Raw genomic sequence first — 22182 nt, forward strand, 5'->3', positions numbered from 1 at the left:
GTCAGACCTCCGCCATCTCGTTCAGGTCGCTGGGACTCGACAGCGTGCCGCGGATCGCGGTCGCCGCGGCGACGAGCGGCGACACCAGGTGCGTGCGACCGCCCTTGCCCTGCCGACCCTCGAAGTTGCGGTTCGACGTCGACGCGCACCGCTCGCCCGGAGCGAGCTGATCGGGGTTCATCCCGAGGCACATCGAGCATCCGGCGAAACGCCACTCTGCGCCGAAATCCTTGATGATCTTGTCGAGGCCTTCAGCCTCGGCCTCCAGTCGGACGCGGGCCGAACCGGGCACGACCATGACGCGGACGCCGTCGGCCTTCTTCCTGCCTTCGATGATCGATGCGAAAGCACGGAGATCTTCGATGCGGCTGTTCGTGCATGACCCCATGAAGACGGCGTCGACCGGCACCTCCTTGAGCGGCGTGCCAGGGGTCAGATCCATGTACTCGAGCGCGCGCTCTGCGGCGGCGCGCTCGTTGGCGTCGGCGATCTGAGCAGGGTCGGGAACCGCTGCCGACAGCGAGCTGCCCTGACCGGGGTTGGTGCCCCAGGTCACGAACGGCTCGAGCTCGTCGGCATCGATGAAGACCTCGGCGTCGAACGTCGCCCCTTCGTCGGTCGGCAGCGTGCGCCAGTAGGCGACGGCGTCGTCCCAATCCTGCCCCTGGGGAGCGTGTGGGCGACCCTTCAGGTACTCGAAGGTCGTCTCGTCAGGAGCGACCATGCCCGCGCGGGCGCCGGCCTCGATCGACATGTTGCAGATCGTCATGCGGCCTTCCATCGACAGCGCACGGATCGCGCTGCCGCGGAACTCCAGGACGTAGCCCTGGCCGCCACCGGTCGTGATCTTCGCGATCACGGCGAGGATGATGTCCTTCGCGGTGACTCCGGGTCGCAGAGTGCCGTCGACGGTGATCGCCATCGTCTTGAAAGGCTTGAGTGGAAGCGTCTGGGTCGCCATGACGTGCTCGACCTCGCTCGTGCCGATGCCGAACGCCATGGCCCCGAAAGCACCGTGAGTCGACGTGTGGGAGTCTCCGCAGACCACGGTGATACCCGGCATAGTCAGCCCGAGCTGCGGACCCACGACGTGCACGATGCCCTGTTCGGCATCGCCCAAGGAGTGCAGACGCACGCCGAACTCGGCGGCGTTGCGTCGCAGCGTCTCGATCTGGGTGCGGCTGGTGAGATCGGCGATCGGCTTGTCGATGTCCCACGTGGGCGTGTTGTGGTCCTCGGTGGCGATCGTCAGGTCGAGGCGGCGCAGCGGACGCCCCTCCGCCCGCAGTCCGTCGAACGCCTGAGGGCTCGTGACCTCGTGCACCAGGTGCAGGTCGATGTAGATGAGGTCGGGCTCGCCGTTCTCGCCCTTGACGACGAGGTGGTCGTCCCAGACCTTCTCAGCGAGGGTCCTGGGACGTGCGGGAGCAGTGTCTGCTGCGGGGATGGTCATTGCGTCTCTCCTGAAGCTGGCGGTTCGGCCCACGATGGACTCCGCGACGAGGAGGGGCTCAGAACGAGGTCTCGTCGCGGCCGCTAAGGAGGAGCACGATCCGCATGACGTCAGATTACCACCGCTTCAGCGACCGGAGTCGCCGCATGACACGCTACTGTCACCCGCACCTTCGAGAGGCATCCGCATGACCGACGACACGACCGGCTTCGCCACCAGAGCGGTGCACGCCGCCCGGAATCAGGGCGTTGCGTCGTCGAGGGCGACCCCGATCTATCTGACGGCCGGCTTCGAGTTCGACGACTTCGATCACGCCGCCGATCACTTCGGCACCGGCGCCGGCTTCGGCTACACCCGCACGGGAAACCCGACGGTGAGCGCCGTCGAACGCCAGCTCGCCTCCCTCGAATCCGCCGCGGAGGCGGTGCTCGTCGCGAGCGGTCAGGCCGCGGTCGTCACCGCACTGCTGACTGTGGCCGGCGCCGGAGACCACATCGTGTCCTCGACGCACATCTATGAGGGCACCCGCGGACTCCTGCTCGACAACCTCGCACGCCTGGGCATCGAGACGACCTTCATCGACGACATCGCCGACCCCGATGCATGGCGCCAGGCGATCCGCCCGACCACTCGCGCACTGTTCGCGGAGTCGATCGCCAACGCCCGGAACGACATCCTCGACATCGGCGCTGTGAGCGCGGTCGCGGATGAGTTCGCGATACCACTCATCGTCGACAACACACTCGCGACCCCCTTCCTCCTGCGTCCGATCGAGCACGGTGCCGCCATCGTCGTGCACTCCGCGTCGAAGTTCCTCGCAGGTCACGGATCCGTGCTCGGAGGTGTGATCCTCGATGACGGTCGTTTCGACGCAGAGAGGGCAGGTCACAACGCTCCGCATCTGGTGCTCCCCGGACGAGGAGGCTCTCCGAGCGTCTTCGCGCGCCATGGCGGCAACGCTCGGATCGCCTACGCCCGCGAATCAGTGGCTCCCCGCTTCGGTGCCTCCCCTTCTCCACTCAACGCGTTCCTGATCGGACAGGGCGCCGAGACCCTCGGCCTCCGGGTCGAGCGCCAGTCGCGGAACGCGCTCGCGGTGGCCCGCTGGTTGGCGGCGCAGGATGCCGTCGAGAGCGTCGATCACGTGGGCCTCGAGACCCATCCCGATCACGCGCTCGCGCAGCGCTATCTGCACGGCGGGTACGGGTCCATCTTCACCTTCACCCTCCGCGGAGGAATCGACGCCGCACGCGACTTCGTCGAGAGCGTCGAGGTCTTCACGCATATGACACACATCGGCGACGTCCGCTCGCTGGTGCTGCATCCCGCGACGACGAGCCACTCGCACAGAACGCCCGAAGAGCGCGAGATCCTCGGGGTACAACCGGGAACCCTTCGACTGTCGGTCGGCATCGAGGACGTATCCGACCTCATCGCGGATCTCGCCCGGGTGCTCGAGCCGGCGCGAGAGGCTGTCGCATGACCAGGCCCCAGCACTTCGGCTGGTTCCTCGCCCGCGGTTTCGGCCCCCAGGGGTGGGGCTATCCCTCTCTGGACTGGGACTACGACTGGACGCGTCCCGAGATCTATCAGGAGGCAGCCCGGACGCTCGAGCAGGCAGGCTTCGACCTCGTCATCATCGAGGACGCGCCGTCTCTCGGCTCTCCGGACACGATCGACCTCCGAGTACGCCATGCCTTCGGTGGTCCCAAGCACGACCCGCTGCTCCTCGCTCCCTATCTCTTTCACGCGACTCGCCATCTCGGAGTCGTGCCGACGGTGAACCCCGCCTCGTACCTCCCGTACACGGCTGCGCGGCAGTTCTCCACGCTCCAGCACCTCAGCGGGCACCGCCTTGGGCTCAACGTCGTCACCGACACCGGGAGCGCCCGCCACTTCTCGGCCGCGGCGCAGCTCGGACACGACGCCGCGTACGATCGCGCCGAAGAGTGGCTCGCCGGCATCCGCTCGCTCTGGCGCAGCTGGGGCGACGGAGCGCTGGTCGGCGACCGGGAGACCGATGTGTTCGCGGACGGGTCGAAGCTGCGCGCCGTGCGGCATCGCGGAGAGCACTTCGCGTTCGACGGCCCCCTGAACGCCGTGCCGTTCACCGACGGGGAGCCGGCGATCGTCTCCCCCGGCGGCTCGGGCCGCGGGCTCGGGTTCGCCGGAGCCAACTCCGATGTGCAACTCGCTCTCGCGCCGCTGGACGAGGCATCGGTACGGGCCTACCGTGCGAAGATCCATGACGCCGCCATAGCCGAAGGGCGCCTGGCCGCCGACATCAAGATCCTGTTCGCGATCCAACCGATGATCACGTCGTCCGCCGAAGAAGCCGACCGCATCGTGGCTGCTTCCGCGCATCCCGATGACGCCGCACTCGTGCAGATCGCCCGAAAGCAGTCCAGTGACCTCGAGACCGACCTCACCTCGCTCGACCTCGACCGACCGCTCGACGTGTCGATCTTCGGCGAGCACGTCTCGCGCGGCAGCATCCAGCGTCTGATCGGCGACCGCGGGGCGGACGCTCCGCTGCGCGCCCACCTCACCGCCCTCGCCCGTGCTGGGCGCATCACCGATCGATCGGGCTTCGTCGGTACAGCAGACGAGTTCGCCGATCTGATCGAGGAACTCGGCGAATGGGGCAACGACGGCGTGCTGCTGTGGGGCGACTTCCACCCCGTCACGCTGCACCGCACGCTCGACGAGCTCGTGCCGGTGCTGCGGCGACGTGGCATCCTGCGACGCGACTATGTCGACGGCGGACTGCAGGCCAACCTGCGCGCGTTCTGACGAGGTGGGATGAACCCGGGTGTCACCAGCCCATGGAGCCCGGCACACCCTTGAACGGGCCGACCACTGACGACGTCACCCAGCCGCCGTAGAACCCGCCAGGCTGTGGCACAACGACCTCATCGCCGACGGTGCACTCGTCCATCGGCCCCGCGTATACGGCCACCCGGGTGCTCAGCACCTCGAAACCGGGCGACGGATGCGGGTAGTTCCATGCCGCGCCGGCGGCCACCAGGCCTCCGCCATGCACATCGAGATAGCGCGCGGCGCCCTTGAACTCGCAGAACGATGAGCCAGAGGCATCCGAGAGAGCGCCCCCGATGAAGTCGGCGATCGGCAGGTAGTACACGGGAGGATGACTCGTCTCGAGCACCCGCACGGCGTCACGCGTATCGGCGATGAGATCGCCGCCGAGACGGATGGTGATGCGCTCGGGCACCTGCTCTACCCGCGGTGGCCGCGGATAGTCCCATACGGATTCCTGTCCGGGCGAAGTGGGGATGGGCTGAGGTCTGCGCATCTGTTCACTGTACGTCGCGCGGTGTTGACTGGGGTCATGGCTGAAATACCGATGTTCCCGCTCGGGTCGGTGCTCTTTCCCTACACCCCTCTTCCGCTCCGCGTCTTCGAGCCGAGGTACCTCACGATGATCGGGCACCTGCTCGACGACGACGACCCGCAGTTCGGCGTCGTGCTCATCGAGCGCGGTCACGAGGTCGGCGGCGGCGATCGACGCAGCCGGTTCGGCACCATGGCCCGGCTGGTGAGCGTGGCGGCGGACGCCCAGGTGCTGCACACCCTCGCGGTAGGCACGGCACGCTTCACGGTCGATCAGTGGCTCGACGACGCGCCCTATCCCCGCGCAGAGGTCACGCAGCTGCCTCAGCTGACGTGGCACGACGCTCTCGCCCCCCTGCGCACCGAAGCCGAGGCGATCGTACGTCGGGTCCTCGCGCGCGTGGACTCGCCGTGGGATGCTGACACCGAACTGTCCGACGACCCGATCGCCGCGTCCTGGCAGCTCGCCGCCATCGCCCCACTGGGCGAGTACGACCAGTACGCCCTGCTGCAGTCCAACTCACTCGGCGCTCTGCTCGGTCAGGTCATCGATCTCACCCTCGAAGCGGAGCTCCTCTGGTCAGCCGAGTGAGCGGGCGGGCATCACTCGACGTTCACTGCCTTCTTCGCCGCCGACTTCTCGCGCGACGAGGCGATGAGACTGGCGACAGTCGCGACCGTCATCGCCACGACGATGACTCCCAGCGACACCATGTTGTCGATGTCCGGCACCCACTCGACGTGCTCGCCGCCGTTGATGAAGGGCAGCTCGTTCTCGTGCAGCGCGTGCAGGATCAGCTTGATGCCGATGAAGCCGAGGATCACGGCGATGCCGTAGTGCAGGTAGCGCAGGCGGTCGAGGAGGTCGCCGAGCAGGAAGTAGAGCTGACGCAGGCCCATGAGCGCGAAGATGTTCGCGGCGAAGACGAGGAACCCGTTGGTGGTGATCTCGAAGATCGCGGGGATCGAGTCGATCGCGAAGATCAGGTCGGTGACACCGATCGTGATGAACACGATGACCATCGGCGTCCACATGCGCTTGCCGTCGACGGTCGTGCGCAGCTTCGATCCGTCGTACTCCTCGCTGATGTCGATGCGCCGACGAAGCAGTCGCACGATGAAGTTCTCGCGTTTGACCTCTCCTTCGAGGTCGCCTTCGGGCATCGCCTGACGGATCGCGGTCCAGATCAGGAACGCACCGAAGATGTAGAAGATCGGCGAGAAGTGCTCCACGATCGTGACGCCCACGAGGATGAACGCGCCACGGAGGATGAGCGCGATGATGATGCCGACCATCAGCACCTGCTGCTGCAGACGTCGCGGCACCGCGAACTGCGCCATGATCAGCACGAAGACGAACAGGTTGTCGATCGAGAGGCTGTACTCGAGCGCCCAGCCGGTGATGAAGTCCCCCGCGTTCCGCCACCCCGCGACGTTCCCGAGCAGCACGGCGAACAGCAGAGCGAGTCCGACGTAGAACACGACCCACAGGGTCGACTCCTTGGTCGACGGGATGTGTGGGCGGAGGCGGATCAGAAGCAGGTCGCCGATCAGGATGATCGTCAGCACGATCATCGAGGTGATCTCGAACCAGACAGGAATGTCCAAGGGCGTACAGCACCTTTCGGGAGGGTAGGGAGAACGCCGAAAGTCTCTCCCACGCACAGAGTGCGTCGCACGACCGGAGCAGCGATGTCGGTGCTCGTGATGACGGTGGATGCGCTTGCGGGATACTCCCTCTCGCGTCACCAATGGTAGCGGAGCGAAGGGGCCGTGATGGTGATGGTCTTCATCGCCCCACACTGATCTGAGACGATGGGGCATCCTCCGACACTCTCCAGGTGAGAGACACCGAACGGAATCGGGATGCCAGTGCACACGAGTGATCAGAGAGTGGCGGCACAGGCCGCGGCAGGTGACGAGAGCGCCTTCCGTGAGCTGTACCGCTCGTATGTCCGCCCGGTCTACTGGATCGCGCACGGCATGCTCGGCTCCCCTGCCGATGCCGAGGATGTGACACAGGAGACCTTCGTCACGGCATGGCGAAAACTGCCGGGATTCGAGCTGCAGGGAGACTCGATCCTCCCGTGGCTCGCGACGATATGCCGCTTCCAGGCCGCGAATCGCCTTCGTCAGCGTGGGCGCGACCAGGCCCACACGGCGGATGCGGTGGATGATGCCCTCCCCTCGACGATCAGCGTCGAGGAGCAGGTGATCACCGCAGACCTCGCTGAGCGGATCGCCGCCGAGGTCGGCACGCTGAGCGACCTCGACCGCGCGATCTTCCGGCTCTGCGCCGCAGAAGGCTATGCCTACCAGGCGGCGGCAGAGGAGCTCGGCGTGAGCCATGCGATCGTCCGGAACCGTCTCTCCCGAGTCCGCACCCGACTACGCGGTGCCGTGAAGGAAGCGAGCGACGTATGAACGACAAGACCAGCTCCGAGCAGCTGCCAGAGCTCACCGATGCCGCGGTGGCCCGCATCGAGACAGCCGTGTTCGAGGACATCGCCGCCGAGCGGCCACGTCAGGCGCCTGCGGCAGTGCGCGGCCGAGGCCGTCGGCGCGGGTGGCTGACCGGCGCGGGGATCGCAGCCGCGTTCGTCGTGGGCGTCCTCGTCACTCCCCCGATCCTCACGGCGGTCGGCGGTTCGGCGACTAGCACAGCTGAGGGCGGAGACATGCTGGTCACTGAGGAGTCCCGCTCAGGCGCGGCCGACCAGTCGGCCGCGACGGGCACGGCTGAGTCTGCACCGACCGTCGGAGATATCGCAGTGACCGATCGCGAGATCATCGCGACCGCCAGCGCGACGGTGGAGGTGAAGGACATCTCGGATGCCGCCGACACGATCGGCGCACTCGCCGAGTCGCGCGGCGGCTACGTCGAAAGCACCGAGATCGGCAGGAGCGTCGCCGTCGACGACATCACCGCGCCCGCACCGGCGGACTCCGGCTACGGCTGGATCAGCATCCGGGTTCCCTCCGCCGACCTTGCCGCGGTCATCGACGAACTGGCCGACTCGGGAGACGTGCTCTCGTCCTCGATCTCGCAGCAGGATGTGACCTCGACCGCGATCGACCTGCGCGCCCGCATCGACGCGACCAGGGCATCTGTCCAGCGTCTCAGCGAACTGATGTCCCAGACGGGCAGCGTCGCGGAGCTCATCGAGGCGGAGGTCGCGCTCACAGAGCGTCAGGGACAGCTCGAGTCGTACGAACAGCAGCTCGCCTCGCTCGAGGACCAGGTCGCGATGTCGACTCTCACGGTTGAGCTGACACGCACCGCCGCCGCGACCACCGCCGACCCTGCCGGGTTCTCCGACGGGCTGCTCGCCGGCTGGAACGGCCTCGTCGTGTCGTTGAACGCGCTGGTGATCGCCGTCGGGTTCATCCTGCCGTGGCTCGCCCTGGCGGGAGTGGCGGTGCTGGTCGTGTGGATCGTCCGCCGGTCGCGCCGCATCCGCCGCATCCGCCGCGCCGCCGCCACGAGCGCGAGCACGAACGCGGACTGATCTCGGTCCGGCTGGCGCCGAGCGCGGCAGCCGGACCGAGGATTCACTCGGGAACGACGAAAGCCCTCGGAGAACCGAGGGCTTTCGCTTGTTGTGACCCCAGCGGGATTCGAACCCGCGTTACCGCCGTGAGAGGGCAGCGTACTAGGCCGCTATACGATGGGGCCGTCTGGCGGAACGTTTCCGTCCCGCGACAACTCAACAAGTATGCCATGACGATTCTCGCGCCGCCAAATCGAGCCGAGCCCTCGTCGATTCCCGGGCGTGGCGCGCCGGCACTGCGGTTTGCCAGAGAGCCTGCGAAGGAGTTGACTCGCCTCATGCGCATCACGAAATTCGAACATGCCGCTCTTCGCATCCAGCAGGGCGATGACATCCTCCTCATCGATCCCGGTTCGTTCACCGCTCCCCTGAACGATCTCTCGGGTCTGGTCGCCGTCGTGATCACCCACGAGCACCCTGACCACTGGACGCCCGAGCACCTGGATCGGATCCTCCGCGCCGCCCCCGGCACTCCGATCTACGCTCCTGCCGGCGTCGCCCATGCGGCCGAGGGCTACGACATCGCAGAGGTCGCTCCGGGAGACACCGTCGAGGTGGGCGGGTTCACGCTCCGTTTCTTCGGTGGCACGCACGAGGTGATCCATTCGTCGCTGCCCACGGTCGAGAACGTGGGCGTGCTGATCAACGGTGCCTTCTACTACCCCGGCGATTCTTACGCGGTTCCAGAGGGTGTCGAGGTCGACACGCTCGCCGCTCCCCTCGGAGCGCCGTGGCTGAAGATCGGCGAGGCCATGGACTACGTCCTCGCGGTGGCCCCGCGTCGGGCGTTCGGCACACACGACATGACCCTCTCGGTCGCAGGCAAGACGATGCACCGCCAGCGTCTGCAGTGGGCGACCGAGCAGGGCGGCGGAGAGTTCTCGGTCCTCGAACCGGGCGACTCCCTCGACATCTGAGCGTGGCGGACTCCCCCTCCGCCGAGTACTCCCTCGACGAGAACGGCGTACGAGAGCTCCTCAGGCGGACGAGCCCTGATCTCGCCGCGCTGCCGCTCAGGCTGTTCGCCGACGGCTGGGACAACTCGATCTGGAGGCTCGGGTCGGAGCTCGTCGTGCGTCTGCCGCGGCGCGAGCTCGCCGTGCCCCTCATCACGAACGAACAGCGCGCGCTCCCCGCGATCGGTCAGGCGCTGGCGGCCACCGGCATCCGCACTCCCGTACCGCTGATCGTCGGCGAACCGGGTGAGCAGTTTCCGCACCCCTGGTCGGTCGTCCCCTGGATCACCGGAACGACGGCGCTCGCAACCTCGCGCGCGGAGAACTCTGCGTGGGCCTCACGACTCGCCGACGCCCTGGGGGCTCTGCACGTCCGGGCCCCCGCGGATGCTCCGTACAACCCTGTTCGAGGACGTCCGCTGAGCACGCGGGACGACGCGATGCGGCCACGACTCGATCTGTTCGGGAATCACGCGGCGCTTCGCGACGTCTGGGCCGCAGGTCTCGCCGCATCGGTCGGCTCGGAGCGGGTCTGGGTCCACGGCGACCTCCACCCCGGGAACATACTGGTGGCAGAGGGCAGCCTCGCCGCACTCATCGACTTCGGCGATGTCACGGTCGGCGACCCCGCCTACGATCTCGCATCGTCGTGGATGCTCTTCGACTCATCGGGTCGCGACATGTTCCGCAGCGCGACCGGAGCGCGGTATGACGAGGCCACCTGGGTGCGCGCCAGAGCGTGGGCGGCATACATCGCCCTCGTGCTCCTGACCCAGAGCGACGATCGACCTGAGTACTTCGCCGTGGGGGCGAGCACCGCCGACGCGCTCGACGCGGACTAGCTCTGCACCGCTCGCACGCGCAGCGCTCGGGCCAGGTGATCACGCTGCTCGATGACGATTCGGCGCAGCGCCGCGGGCGCAGACCTGTTCTCGTCAAGCCACGCATCCACGAGATCGAGCGTCGGCGAGGCGGGGAACAGCCCCACGACCAGACGCTGAGCCAGCTCGATGCTCCGTGCTCCCCAGGCGTCGCCGATCCGCTCGAAGTACTCGGCGTCGAACCCCGCGATGAGATCACGACGCCCACCCGCGCGGAAGCCCGCGATCACGGCGTCGAGATGGTCGTTGCTGAGGGCCCCGTCGTTCCAGGCTGCGTCCCAGGCCGCGGCCCGCACCGCCGGATCGGGTTGCGAGGCGAGCGCCCTGCGAGCAGCCGTGCGACCACTTCCGGTGTCGTCGGACTCCAGCTGGGCCGCGACGTCATCGGTCCCGGCGTGGGCTGTCGTGACGAGAGACGTGAGCAGCTGCCACCGCAGATCAGGGTCGATCGTGAGGCCGTCCGGGGTATCGCCGTGCAGGAGCGCGCCGACCTCTGCTGCGCGCGTGTCGTCGAACGCCGCTGCCGACGCGAGAGCGCGCGCCCACGAGAGTTGCGCATCGCTGCCGGCCTCGGATTCCTGCAGCGCAGTCCACGTCGTCTCCACCCACGCCCGCTGCTCGTCCTGTCGCTCGTGGTCGCCGGCATAGTTCCGGATCGCGAAGAGGGTGTTCGCGAGGACACCTGCGAGAAGGCCGATGTTCGACTCGCGCGGGGCGTGCGCGCGCACGATCGAGGTGTATCGCGCCACCGTCAACTCGCCGTCGCGTGTGGCGTTCCAGAGCGACGACCACACGACCGCTCTCGCGAGGGGATCGTCGATGGAGGAGAGCGACTCCTGCACCGTCGACAGAGAAGCGTCGTCGAGCCGCACCTTGGCGTAGGTGAGGTCGTCGTCGTTGAGAAGCACGAGATCGGCGGCGGGGACGTCGATCGGCGTCCGCTCGTCGTGGATGTCGAGCGCGAGCTGGTCGCGACGGATCACGCGCCCGTCGTCGCGGTGGTAGAGCCCGATGCGCAGGCGATGCGGGCGAGGATCGCTCTGCACGAGCGCGGCGCCGCCGTCGGCCTGTCGTTCGAGCCATAGCGTGGAGACCCCTGTCGTCTGCAGCCAGGCCTGCGACCACTCGGTCATGTCACGGCCGGACACCGCGCTCAGTTGCACGAGGAAGTCCTCGAGAGTCGTGTTGCCGAAGGCGTTCGCGGCGAAGTACCGGCGGGCGCCTTCGAAGAAGGCGTCATCACCGACGAAGGCCACGAGCTGCTTCAGCACCGCGGCGCCCTTGGCATAGGTGATGCCGTCGAAGTTCAGCTTCGCCGCCTCGAGGTCGGTGATGTCCGCGACGATCGGGTGCGTCGTCGGCAGCTGGTCCTGCTGATAGGCCCATGCCTTGCGGTTGGCGGCGAACTTGACCCAGGCGTCATGGAAGCGCGTCGCCACCGCTGAGGCGTGCGAACCCATGTAGTCCGCGAAGGACTCCTTGAGCCACAGGTCGTCCCACCACTTCATCGTCACGAGGTCGCCGAACCACATGTGCGCCATCTCATGCAGGATCGTGTTCGCGCGGGCAGCGCGCTGGGCGTCCGTGGCAGCACCTCTTGAGAGGTACGACTCGGTGAACGTCACGAGCCCCGGGTTCTCCATCGCACCGAGGTTGTACTCGGGCACGAAGATCTGGTCGTACTTGCCCCAGGGATAGGGGTAGGCGAAGGCATCGGTGAAGAAGTCGAGGCCCTGGCGCGTGATCTCGAGGATCTCCTCGGATTCCAGGTACTGCGCGAGCGACTGCCGCACGAACAGCCCGAGAGCGATGCGCTGATCCTCGCGCTCCCACTCCCCCTCGACCGAGGTGTACGGCCCCGCTGCGACGGAGGTGATGTAGCTCGAGATCGGGAGCGTCGGAGCGAACTCCACCCGCTGCACACCGACTCCGACGTCGACGCTCGCCGCGACCTGGTTCGAGAGCACCTCCCAGCCCGCAGGAGCATCGACCACGAAGGTGTACGGAGCCTTGATGTCCGGCTGCTCGAAGCACGCCATCACGCGCCGCGAGTCTGCCGGCTCATACTGCGTGTAGAGGTAGGTCAGGTCGTCGGCGGGGTCGTGGAACCGGTGCAGCCCCTCCCCGGACCTGCTGTAGCTTCCGACCGCCTCGACACGCACCACGTTCGTGTCGACGAGGTCGTGCAGCGCGATGCGCGCACCGTCGTAGACCACCTCGTGCTCGACGCCGTTCACGACCACTCTCTCGACGCTCTCGCCGATGAAGTCGAGCCAGGTCGACGACGCGGTCGAGGTGAACTCCAGCGTCGTGGTCGTGGAGAACCCGCTGCGCGCTCGCTCGGGCGCACCTGTGAGGTCGAGTTCGACGCGGATGCTGCGCACGGAGATGACGGCGAATCGCGCCGCGGTCTCCTCTCGCGAGAGGTTGGCTGTGTCCATTCCTCCATCCTTCCATCTGAGGTACCCAGAGGAGGACTCCCGCCGTGTTGCTGTACGCAACAAACCGGCGTAGAGTTGCGCTATGCAACAAAAGGGGGACTCGCGCAGTCGTCGCAACGACAGCGCCGTCGTGCTGAGATCTCTCGTCGCCATCACGCGCCGCGGCCTTGTCGACGCCCGCGCGGAAGAACCGAAGCTGTCGATCACCGATCAGTCGATCGTCATGGCGATCGCCGATGCGCCGGGGATCCGCTCGACCGACATCGCCCGCATGTTCCGCCTCAACCGGTCGACCGTGTCACGTCAGCTCTCGACGCTCGTCTCTCTCGGTCTCGTGCAGGAGACGCCGTCGGCTTCCGGACGCGGACGTCCGCTCGAGCTGACCGCCGAGGGCGAAGATGCCTTCCACAACACACTTCGATCGCTGCAGACGGTGATCGATGCGCATCTCGCGCAGTGGACGGATGCCGAGGTGCAGCGCTTCGCGCATGATCTCCAGCGCTTCGACAGAGGCGACGAGACGGCGTGACCACGGCCCACAAGGCCATCAGAGGAAGAAGAGAAGATGAAGAACATCACTGTTCTCGGCACCGGCGTGCTCGGATCGCAGATCGCGTTCCAGACCGCCTTCCATGGTTTCGACGTCGTCGCGTACGACATCGATCAGCCTGCGCTCGACCGCGCGGCCGAGCGGTTCGAGGCTCTTGTCGGGCGCTACGTCGCCGATGGGGTCGAGAACGCCGCGGACGGCGGCGCGCAGGCCGCGATCGGCCGAATCCGCCTCACGTCCGACCTCACGGAGGCCGCGGCGTCAGCCGACCTCATCATCGAGGCCGTGCCGGAGAACCTCGAGCTCAAGCAGGGCATCTACCGGACGCTCGCCGACGCCGCACCGGCGACGACGATCTTCGCGACGAACTCCTCGACCCTGCTCCCCAGTGCTCTCTCAGAGTCGACGGGACGCCCAGACCGCTTCCTCGCTCTGCACTTCGCGAACGAGATCTGGTCGCACAACACCGCCGAGGTCATGGGAACGCCCGCCACCGACCCCGCGGTCTACGAGAAGGTCGTCGAGTTCGCGACCCGTATCGGCATGGTCCCGATCCAGATCAAGAAGGAGAAGGCCGGGTACCTGCTGAACTCGCTGCTCGTGCCCTTCCTCCAGGCCGGCGCCGAGCTGCTCGTCGACGGGATCGCCGAACCCGAGGCGATCGATGCGACGTGGCGGATCGGCACGGGCTCCCCGGCCGGGCCGTTCGAGATCTACGACATCGTCGGGCTCACCACGGCATACAACATCTCCCGCATGGGAGGCGAGAAGCAGCAGCGCTTCGCCGAGCTGATCAAAGAGCAGTACATCGACAAGGGCAAGCTGGGTGTGGCGACGGGCGAGGGCTTCTACACCTACCCCCGAGAGAGCTAAGCTCCTCAGCGCCCGAGGAGCTTGCGGATCGCCGTCTCCGGCGACACCGTGAGATCGAGAGTGCGTCCGCGCGCATAGAGCCGGAACACGCGCGGATCGATGTAGCTCCCCCTGGCCACCGCGAGGGTGTTGCCGAGCGCTGACGCCGTCGCCTGCACGGCGAGGCGCTCGGCGCGCCGCCGCTCGTTCTTCGTCTCGAGTCGGCCGATTCGTGCAAGGGCGTCAGCCGCGAGGATCGTGCCGTGCAGCGTGCGGAAGTCCTTCGCGGTGAACGAGGCTCCGGCGACCTCCCGAAGGTAGTCGTTGACCTCGCTCGACGTCAGGCGCACTCGGCGGCGACCCTTGCGGTACGCGAGCAGCGGCGCCCGCGGCGAGCCGACGGCGAACTCAGACAGCGCCTCGGCGAGAGCGGCGTCGGTGATCTCGATCGCGGCGAGCTGCTTGCTCTTGGCAGGGAAGCTCAGGGCCACGTCGCTGCCGTCGATGCGCACGTCCCGTCGACGGAGGGTGCTCAGCCCGCGACTGCCGTGCTTCACGAGATAGCGTTCGGAGCCGATGCGCAGTGCGGCGTCGTCGAGCAGCCGGAAAGACACCGCGAGTGCCCGCTCCCTCGTCAGACCCGATTCGCCGATCGCGCGCGTGACCTTGGCTCTGGCCGCAGGCAACGCCGCTGCGAGCTTGAGCGCGCGCGCGAACTTGCGCTGATCCCTCCCCGTGCGCCAGAGCGGATGGTAGAGGTACTGGCGACGTCCCGCATCGTCTGTGCCGACCGCCTGGATATGCGCGAGCGGATCGGCGGCGATCCACACGTCCTTCCATGCCGGGGGTATCGCGAGGTCGCGGATGCGCTCCCTGTCGGCCTCCGCGACCGGGGTGTTGCCGGCGTCGACGTATCTGAACCCGGACCCGGATCGCACGCGTCGGATTCCGGGCGTCTCACCGGGTACGACTCTCGTGAGCGCCATTCTCGTCCTCTCGGTCGCGCCGCGTCCGGCATGGTTAGTGCTCTTCGATCACGATGACCGACGAGAGGCGAGGCGTGAAGGGCATGGCGCGACGCACGGGCGACCTGCTAGGCGACGCAGGCTCGGTGACGCAGGACCGGCCATCTCGAATTCTCCGGTGGGTGCGAGCAGACGCGCAACCGGAAACGACGAAACCCCCGCCTGAGCGGGGGTTTTCGTCTTGCTGGGGTACCTGGACTCGAACCAAGAACAACGGAACCAGAAACCGCCGTGTTGCCAATTACACCATACCCCAAGGGCGAAACCGGAGCCTCGCACCGAGAGTCAAGCCTACCCGAGCCGCGCCCCTAATGCCAAAACGCCTCGGTCCGTCCGGGCGCGTCGCCCGCTGATCACTGCCTGTGCGCGATCACGGCGACGGGCAGGAGAGCGTCGACGCGCTGCTCCCCCACCCGCCTGCCTCGTCAGTTCGCGAGGAACGCCGACAGTGACCGCAGCCGCCGCAGCGACTCATCCTTGCCCAGCAGCTCCATGGACTCGAACAGCGGCGGGGAGATCCGACGGCCGGTGATCGCGACGCGAGGCGGACCGTATGCGATGCGGGGCTTGAGCTCGAGCTTCTCGACCAGCGCCCCAGCGAGAACCTCCTGGATCTTCTCGGGCGTGAACTCGGTCACCGGCTCGAGCGCGACGACGCAGGCGTCGAGGACTTCAGCCGCGTTCGCGGGCAGCCCCTTGAGCGCGTCGGCGTCGTACGAGACGTCGTCGGTGAAGAGGAACCCGACCATGCCAGGTACATCGCCGAGCAGCTGTACGCGCTCCTGCACGAGCGGCGCGACGCGGAAGGCGAGCACGAGCTGCTCGTGCGTCGGCTCGTCGAAGAGGCCCGCAGCAGCGAGGTACGGGATCGTCCTCTCGGCGAAGTCCCGCTCGTCGAGCTTGCGGATGTGGTCGCCGTTGATCGACTCGGCCTTCTTCTGATCGAAGCGTGCCGGGTTGGGATTCACGTCGACGATGTCGAACGCCTCGATGAATTCGTCGAGCGTGAACACGTCGCGGTCGTGGCCGATCGACCAGCCGAGGAGCGCGAGGTAGTTCAGCAGCCCCTCGTGGATGAAGCCGCGATCCCGATGCAGGAACAGATCGGCCTGCGGGTCGCGCTTGGAGAGCTTCTTGTTGCCGGTCTCACCGAGCACCAGTGGCATGTGAGCGAAGCGGGGCACGAACGTGGTGACCTCTGCCTCGATCAGCGCCGCGTAGAGCGCGAGCTGGCGAGCCGTCGAGGGCATCAGGTCTTCGCCGCGCAGGACGTGCGTGATGCCCATCAGCGCGTCGTCGACCGGGTTCACGAAGGTGTACAGCGGGATGCCGTTCGGACGCACCACCACGAAGTCGGGGAAGGAACCGGCGGGGAAGGTCACCTCGCCGCGGATCAGGTCGACGTAGGTGAGGTCCTCGTCCGGCACGCGCAGACGGAGCGCGGGCTGACGCCCTTCGGCACGGAACGCGTCCTTCTGCTCGGTCGTGAGGTCACGATCGTGGTTGTCGTATCCGAGCTGCTTCGCTCGCCCGGCGGCCTCGTTGCGAGCATCGATCTCTTCCGCGGTCGAGAAGCTCTCGTACAGGGCGCCGGAGGCGAGGAGCTTGTCGATCACGCCTCGGTAGATGTCGTGGCGCTCGGACTGACGGTAGGGAGCGTGCGGACCACCGACCTCGACACCCTCATCCCAGTCGATCTTGAGCCAGGTCAGGGCGTCGACGAGCTGGCGGAAGCTCTCCTCACTGTCTCGGGCGGCGTCGGTGTCTTCGATGCGGAACACCATCTTCCCGCCGTTGTGGCGGGCGAACGCCCAGTTGAAGAGCGCGGTGCGGACCATGCCGACGTGCGGCAGTCCGGTCGGCGAGGGGCAGAAGCGGACGCGTACGTCGGCGCCGCTGGCGGTCGTGGTGAGGGGGTGCGGGGTAGCCATATCCCCTCGATTCTACGGCTCGGTGCCGTCTCGCCGTGCGGGCGTCAGCCGCGGGAGCCGATCGCCACCGCCGCGGAGTGCTCGAGCGGAATGACGCCATCGATCGCCCGCTCACGGCACACCGACTCGAACGCGTTGCGGAACGAGCGACGACCGGCGTCGTCGAGTGCACGATAGAACTGACCGGCTCCCCCGACGCCTCCTTCGGCGGACGCCCACAGAGAAGGCGCATCCGCCGACCACGTCCAGGAGATCTCCGACACCTGCGGGCGCGTCCAGCCCGCATCGTCGAGCATTCTCGTGAAGCCGTCGACGGTGCGCTCGAAATCCTTATCCGGCGGGAGCCGCTCGCCCTCCGTCGGGGGCAGCGCCGCACGGTCGCGCACCTCTCGCCAGAGCCACGTCGGCGAGTTCGTCCAGATCGTGGCCGCGACGAGGTCGGCAGAGACTCGAAGGAGCTCTCCGGCCGACGCTCGGGGGTCGGCGACGTGATTCAGCACGAAGTTCGCCACGACCGCATCGAACCCCGCGTCGTCGAACGGCAAAGAGGGCAGAGCTCCCTCGCGCACCACGATCGCTGGATGCTCCCGCACGGCGACCTCGCGCATCGTCGGCTCGGGCTCGCACCCGGTCGCCTCCCAACCGGCGTCGGTGAACGACGCCGCGAGAAGACAGGTTCCGCAACCCACATCGAGCAGCGAGCGCCCCGCAGGGTCTCCCAGCATCCCGAGCAGTGTGCCTGCGGTCCCGACGCACAACGACGCATATGAATCGGCGTACGCGCGGCCCGTGCCCGCCCAGTCCTTCATTCTCTCGGGCGCCCGAGAGGAGAGAGCGCGACGATGACGACGACGATGACAGACGCGGCGATTCCGAGTCCGGCGTAGTCGAAGTTCGAGAGCACCACACCCGCGAGCACCGCACCCGCGGCTGCCGAGAGGCTCATCAGCGAGTCACTGCGCCCCTGCCGGCGCGTGCGGATCTCGGGCGCACTCGCCTCGGTCAGCAGCGCAGCCCCGGCAACCGTCGCCGCGCTCCATCCGAGACCCAGCAGGATCAGGGCGACGATCACACCCCACTCCCGATCGTTCGCGAACACGGCGAACGCCAGCGCCGCGCCGAGGAGAACCTGGCCCAACAGGACCACGCGCAGCCGCCCCCATCGGTCGGCGAGGATGCCGAAGAGCGGCGACAGCGCATACATGCCGCCGACATGCAGCGCGATCGTGATGCCGACGAGAGCCGAGACGTCGGCTGGAGTGGGCGCCATCCCGTGCGCACCGTGCGCCATGTGGGCGAGATGCACCGGAGTCATCGCCATGACAGACGCCATCACGACGTGCGAACCGGCCACCGCGAACATCGCGTAGCGAGCTACGACGGGCCTGTCGGTGAATGCCTTCGCGGTCGCCCCCGCGGCGGCCGCTGAGGCGAGCTGCTGCGCCGCCAGGAGAGGGTCGGGCCTCAGGGCGACGAGGTAGAGGATGAGAGCCGCACACTGGGCGACGAATGAGAAGACGTAGGAACCGGTCTGCGGCGGCATGCCGATCGCCGCGCCGACGATCTCACCCGGCCCGAGCAGTAAGGGGCCCGCGACTCCGCCGATGGTCGTCGCCCAGACGACGATCGAGAGATCCCGCCCTCGGTGCTGCGGCGCGGCGAGGTCGGTGGCGGCGAACCGCGACTGGAGATTGCCCGCGTTGCCCGCGCCGATCATCAGGATGCCCACGAGGAGCAGCGGGAACACCCGCAGCGACGCCGCGAGGATCACGACCGCGATCCCCACGAGCGCGAACAGATTGCCCAGTGTCAGGGCACGACGGCGCCCCACCCTGGCGGCGAGGCGAGCGAGAGGTATGGCGCACAGCGCAGCGCCCAGCGTGACCGATGCCGTCGCGAGCCCCGACAGGGCGTCACTGCCCGAGACGTCTGCGGCGAGCAGCGCACCGAGCGACACGGTGGCCCCGAAGGCGATCCCGCCGAGCACCTGGCCGGTCGAGAGAACCAGCACTGTTCTCCGCTGTACCACCGCCTGCTGCGCCGCCGTGAGGGCGACGACGGTCATGATGCGCGCACGGCGTCGCGCACGGTGTTGCGCAGAATACCCAGACCGGTGATCTCGACCTCGACCGTGTCACCGGCCACGAACTCCTCCACACCCGCCGGCGTACCCGTCAGGATGACGTCACCAGGCAGCAGCGTGAATGCCGCGGATGCGTGCTCGATGATCGCCTCGACGGAGTGGATCATGTCGGTCAGCGGCGCCTTCTGACGGACCTCCCCGTTGACACGGGTCTCGATCGTCGCGACCGAGGGATCGAACTCCGTGCTGATGGTCGGGCCGAGAGGGCAGAACGTGTCGAAGCCCTTCGCGCGAGCCCACTGACCGTCCTTGCGCTGGAGGTCACGCGCGGTGACATCATTCGCGATCGTGTAGCCGAGCACGTGGTCGAGAGCATCCGCCGCCTTCACATTCTTCGCGACCCGGCCGATCACGACCGCCAATTCGCCTTCGTACTCGGTCTGGTCAGAGATCGAGGGGCGCACGATCGCATCCCCAGGGCCGATGACTGCGGTGTTGGGCTTGAAGAACAGCAGCGGCTCTTCCGGCGCCACTCCCCCCATCTCGACGGCGTGGTCGTGGTAGTTCTTGCCGACGCACACGATCTTGGAGCGAGGAATCACCGGCGCGAGGATCACGGCGTCTGCGATGGGCACGCGGTCTCCCGTGGGCTCGTACCCGGCGAAGAGCGGATCGCCCGCGAGGACGACGAGGTCGGTGTCGTCGACGATCCCGAAGAGGATGGCGTCGTCGTGGCTGAATCGGGCGATCTTCATGCCACCAGCCTAGCCAGAGTGCCGGACGACGAGACCCCGCTGTGCAGGTCGCGCAGCGGGGTCTCGGGGAGCTCTTGCGACGATCAGGCGTCGAGACGCAGGAGCCAGCCGTGCTTGTCTTCACGACGGCCGTACTGGATGTCGGTGAGCTCTTCGCGGAGCGACAGGGCGAGCTCACCCAGCGGCTGCGGCTCATCGAAGCCTTCACCGACGAGTGCGCCGATCGGCGTCACGACCGCTGCCGTACCGCACGCGAAGACCTCGACGATGTCGCCTGATGCCACGCCCTCGCGCCACTCGTCGATCGAGATCGGCCGCTTCTCGACCGTGTAGCCGCGGTCCTCGGCGAGCTGCAGCAGCGAGTCACGCGTGATGCCCTCGAGGATGCTGTCGGATTCGGGTGTCACGACGCGCCCGTCCTTGAAGACGAACACGACATTCATGCCGCCGAGCTCCTCGACGTTGCGGTGTTCATTGAGGAACACGACCTGGTCGCATCCCTTCGACGATGCCTCGCTCTGGGCGAGCAGACTCGACGCGTAGTTGCCCCCCGTCTTGGCCTTGCCCGTGCCGCCCTTGCCGGCTCGGGCATAGTCCTCGGAGAGCCAGATGCGCACGGGCTTCACGCCGCCGCTGAAATAGGCGCCGGCAGGGCTCGCGATCACGTAGTACGCGACCTTCTTCGCGGCGCGGACGCCCAGGAAGGCCTCTTTCGCGAACATGAACGGGCGCAGGTAGAGGCTCTGGTCGGCGCCGGACGGCACCCAGCGGCCGTCGACCGCGATGATCTCGCGCAGTGACTGGATGAAGTACTCGGTCGGCAGCTCTGGCAGCGCGAGTCGACGAGCGCTCGCCTGCAGCCGTGCGGCGTTGCGGTCGGGACGGAAGGTGTGGATCGACCCGTCATCGTGGCGGTAGGCCTTGATGCCCTCGAAGATCTCCTGCGCGTAGTGCAGCACGGAGGCGGCGGGGTCGAGCGGAATCGGTCCGTACGGCTGAACGCGCGGACGGTGCCATCCGCCCTTCGTCGACCAGCAGATGTCGACCATGTGATCGGTGAAGACCACGCCGAAGCCGGGGTTCTCGTGAACCTCGGCGACACGACCGGGCGTCGCGGCGGCCAGGTTCTTGGTCACGGCGAACTCCAGTGGAGCCACGGTGGTCTCGGCATCGATGGTGGTCATCTCGTCATCCATTCCTCGTGCGGCGCGCATCCTCGCGTCGTCTCAGCCTACGCCTGTCGTTCAGAGCAGAGCGGTGATCGCGGAGCCGATCTCCGCCGTGGTGCGCGCACCCGTGCGGGCGGCGATGTCGGACTCGACGGCGGCACTCACGCGAGCAGCCTCCTCGGCGAGCCCGAGGTGGTCGAGCAGCAGCGCCACCGACAGGATGGCCGCAGTGGGGTCGGCCTTCTGCTGACCGGCGATGTCGGGAGCAGATCCGTGGACCGGCTCGAACATCGACGGGAATGCCCCACCGGGGTTGATGTTGCCGGAGGCTGCCAGGCCGATGCCTCCGGTGACCGCGCCGGCGAGGTCGGTGAGGATGTCGCCGAACAGGTTGTCCGTGACGATCACATCGAAGCGCGAGGGGTCGGTCACGAGGAAGATCGTCGCCGCGTCGACATGCAGGTAGTCGACCGCCACGTCGGGATGCTCGGCGGCGACCTCGCTCACGATGCGCTGCCAGATGGCACCGGCGTGCACCAGCACGTTGGTCTTGTGGACGAGCGTGACCTTCTTGCTGCGCCGCTCGGCGAGGTCGAACGCATACCTGACCACGCGCTCGACGCCGAACGCCGTGTTCACAGAGGTCTCGTTGGCGACCTCGTGCGGCGTGCCCTTGCGGATCGCGCCGCCGTTGCCGACATACGGACCCTCTGTGCCCTCGCGGACGACGACGAAGTCGATGGCGCCCGGGTCGGCCAGGGGGCCCGGAGCACCGGTGAACAGCTTCGACGGACGCAGGTTGACGTAGTGATCGAGAGCGAACCGCAGCTTCAGCAGCAGGCCGCGTTCGATGTTCGCATCCTTGAGCCGGGGGTCGCCCGGAGTGCCGCCGACAGCGCCCAGCAGGATCGCATCGTGATCCGCGATGGCTTGCAGGTCGTCGTCGGTCAGGGTGTCGCCGGTCTCGAGGAAGCGGGCGGCGCCGAGTGAGAAGCGGGTCTTGTCGAACGTCACGTCGCTGGAGACGGTGACCGCATCGAGGACCTTCTCGGCCTCGGCGACGACCTCTGGGCCGATTCCGTCACCGGGGATGACGGCCAGCTTCACGACACGCGACATGACACTCCTTGCATCGGGATGAACCGGCCAGCACTCGGACAGATGCCGAGCGGGCCGGTTCTCCC

At 67.5% G+C, this 22182-nt stretch carries 20 protein-coding genes and 2 tRNA genes; 9 read left to right on the forward strand and 13 right to left on the reverse strand.

What is annotated here, in order from left to right:
• Position 1 precedes the first annotated feature (1 nt).
• Positions 2-1453, reverse strand: coding sequence for a 3-isopropylmalate dehydratase large subunit (gene leuC, locus ACIOU8_RS03415; RefSeq protein WP_400785799.1), 1452 nt, complete (start codon positions 1451-1453; stop codon positions 2-4).
• Between the two features lie 187 nt (positions 1454-1640).
• Between leuC and ACIOU8_RS03420 the strand changes: the two genes are divergently transcribed.
• Positions 1641-2936: an O-acetylhomoserine aminocarboxypropyltransferase/cysteine synthase family protein gene (locus ACIOU8_RS03420; RefSeq protein WP_400785801.1), complete on the forward strand. Its 1296-nt coding sequence runs from the start codon at positions 1641-1643 to the stop codon at positions 2934-2936.
• Positions 2933-4246 (forward strand): LLM class flavin-dependent oxidoreductase, encoded by a 1314-nt coding sequence (locus tag ACIOU8_RS03425; RefSeq protein WP_400785803.1) that lies wholly within the window; start codon positions 2933-2935, stop codon positions 4244-4246. Before ACIOU8_RS03420 ends, ACIOU8_RS03425 begins: the two co-directional genes overlap by 4 nt.
• A 22-nt stretch (positions 4247-4268) precedes the next feature.
• Here ACIOU8_RS03425 and ACIOU8_RS03430 read toward each other — a convergent pair whose 3' ends face one another.
• Complete coding sequence (locus tag ACIOU8_RS03430) at positions 4269-4766, reverse strand: DUF427 domain-containing protein (RefSeq protein WP_400785805.1); 498 nt, start codon at positions 4764-4766, stop codon at positions 4269-4271.
• 36 nt (positions 4767-4802) lie between these two features.
• Between ACIOU8_RS03430 and ACIOU8_RS03435 the strand changes: the two genes are divergently transcribed.
• Positions 4803-5396: an LON peptidase substrate-binding domain-containing protein gene (locus ACIOU8_RS03435; protein WP_400785808.1), complete on the forward strand. Its 594-nt coding sequence runs from the start codon at positions 4803-4805 to the stop codon at positions 5394-5396.
• A gap of 11 nt (positions 5397-5407) precedes the next feature.
• On the opposite strand, the gene ACIOU8_RS03440 is transcribed toward ACIOU8_RS03435, so the two are convergent.
• Positions 5408-6412 carry a TerC/Alx family metal homeostasis membrane protein gene (locus tag ACIOU8_RS03440; RefSeq protein ID WP_400785812.1) on the reverse strand — a complete coding sequence of 335 codons (1005 nt, stop codon included), beginning with the start codon at positions 6410-6412 and terminating at the stop codon, positions 5408-5410.
• Positions 6413-6670: 258 nt separating this feature from the next.
• On the opposite strand from ACIOU8_RS03440, the gene ACIOU8_RS03445 reads away from it, so the two are divergent.
• Together ACIOU8_RS03445 and ACIOU8_RS03450 are read left to right on the forward strand one after the other, a co-directional pair.
• A complete protein-coding gene (locus tag ACIOU8_RS03445) occupies positions 6671-7228 on the forward strand; it encodes an RNA polymerase sigma factor (RefSeq protein ID WP_400785815.1) in 558 nt (185 codons plus the stop codon).
• Complete coding sequence (locus tag ACIOU8_RS03450; protein ID WP_400785817.1) at positions 7225-8313, forward strand: DUF4349 domain-containing protein; 1089 nt, start codon at positions 7225-7227, stop codon at positions 8311-8313. Before ACIOU8_RS03445 ends, ACIOU8_RS03450 begins: the two co-directional genes overlap by 4 nt.
• Before the next feature lie 94 nt (positions 8314-8407).
• Here ACIOU8_RS03450 and ACIOU8_RS03455 read toward each other — a convergent pair.
• Positions 8408-8480: transfer RNA gene (locus ACIOU8_RS03455), tRNA-Glu, on the reverse strand.
• A 153-nt stretch (positions 8481-8633) separates the two neighbouring features.
• On the opposite strand from ACIOU8_RS03455, the gene ACIOU8_RS03460 reads away from it, so the two are divergent.
• Complete coding sequence (locus ACIOU8_RS03460; protein WP_400785820.1) at positions 8634-9272, forward strand: MBL fold metallo-hydrolase; 639 nt, start codon at positions 8634-8636, stop codon at positions 9270-9272.
• Positions 9273-9274: 2 nt separating this feature from the next.
• Complete coding sequence (locus tag ACIOU8_RS03465) at positions 9275-10153, forward strand: aminoglycoside phosphotransferase family protein (protein WP_400785822.1); 879 nt, start codon at positions 9275-9277, stop codon at positions 10151-10153.
• Here the strand turns inward: ACIOU8_RS03465 and pepN are convergent.
• Entirely contained in the window at positions 10150-12633 is a 2484-nt protein-coding gene (gene pepN, locus ACIOU8_RS03470) for an aminopeptidase N (RefSeq protein ID WP_400785825.1), read from the reverse strand. The genes ACIOU8_RS03465 and pepN overlap by 4 nt on opposite strands.
• Positions 12634-12715: 82 nt before the next feature.
• Here pepN and ACIOU8_RS03475 point away from each other — a divergent pair, with 82 nt between their 5' ends.
• On the forward strand, positions 12716-13162 hold the full coding sequence (locus tag ACIOU8_RS03475) for a MarR family winged helix-turn-helix transcriptional regulator (protein ID WP_400785827.1): 447 nt from the start codon (positions 12716-12718) through the stop codon (positions 13160-13162).
• Positions 13163-13198: 36 nt separating this feature from the next.
• The gene (locus ACIOU8_RS03480; protein WP_400785830.1) at positions 13199-14056 is read left to right on the forward strand and encodes a 3-hydroxyacyl-CoA dehydrogenase; all 858 of its coding nucleotides are present in this window, start codon (positions 13199-13201) and stop codon (positions 14054-14056) included.
• Between the two features lie 5 nt (positions 14057-14061).
• Here the strand turns inward: ACIOU8_RS03480 and ACIOU8_RS03485 are convergent, their stop codons facing one another.
• The 8 genes from ACIOU8_RS03485 to ACIOU8_RS03520 form a co-directional block, all read right to left on the reverse strand.
• Complete coding sequence (locus ACIOU8_RS03485; protein ID WP_400785833.1) at positions 14062-15021, reverse strand: DNA topoisomerase IB; 960 nt, start codon at positions 15019-15021, stop codon at positions 14062-14064.
• Between the two features lie 223 nt (positions 15022-15244).
• Positions 15245-15316, reverse strand: a tRNA-Gln gene (locus ACIOU8_RS03490).
• Positions 15317-15485: 169 nt separating this feature from the next.
• Positions 15486-16991, reverse strand: coding sequence for a glutamate--tRNA ligase (gltX, locus tag ACIOU8_RS03495; protein WP_400785835.1), 1506 nt, complete (start codon positions 16989-16991; stop codon positions 15486-15488).
• 44 nt (positions 16992-17035) lie between these two features.
• Complete coding sequence (locus ACIOU8_RS03500; RefSeq protein WP_400785838.1) at positions 17036-17716, reverse strand: class I SAM-dependent methyltransferase; 681 nt, start codon at positions 17714-17716, stop codon at positions 17036-17038.
• An 80-nt stretch (positions 17717-17796) separates the two neighbouring features.
• Positions 17797-19056, reverse strand: a complete 1260-nt coding sequence (locus ACIOU8_RS03505; protein ID WP_400785842.1) for an MFS transporter — start codon at positions 19054-19056, stop codon at positions 17797-17799.
• Entirely contained in the window at positions 19053-19829 is a 777-nt protein-coding gene (locus ACIOU8_RS03510) for a fumarylacetoacetate hydrolase family protein (protein ID WP_400785843.1), read from the reverse strand. The genes ACIOU8_RS03505 and ACIOU8_RS03510 overlap by 4 nt, the downstream gene beginning before the upstream one ends.
• A gap of 83 nt (positions 19830-19912) precedes the next feature.
• Entirely contained in the window at positions 19913-21013 is a 1101-nt protein-coding gene (locus tag ACIOU8_RS03515; RefSeq protein ID WP_400785845.1) for a branched-chain amino acid aminotransferase, read from the reverse strand.
• 60 nt (positions 21014-21073) lie between these two features.
• Positions 21074-22117 (reverse strand): 3-isopropylmalate dehydrogenase, encoded by a 1044-nt coding sequence (locus tag ACIOU8_RS03520; RefSeq protein ID WP_400785847.1) that lies wholly within the window; start codon positions 22115-22117, stop codon positions 21074-21076.
• Positions 22118-22182: the final 65 nt, after the last annotated feature.

The sequence above is a fragment of the Microbacterium sp. NPDC087589 genome, assembly GCF_044743635.1.
Taxonomy (GTDB): Bacteria; Actinomycetota; Actinomycetes; order Actinomycetales; family Microbacteriaceae; genus Microbacterium.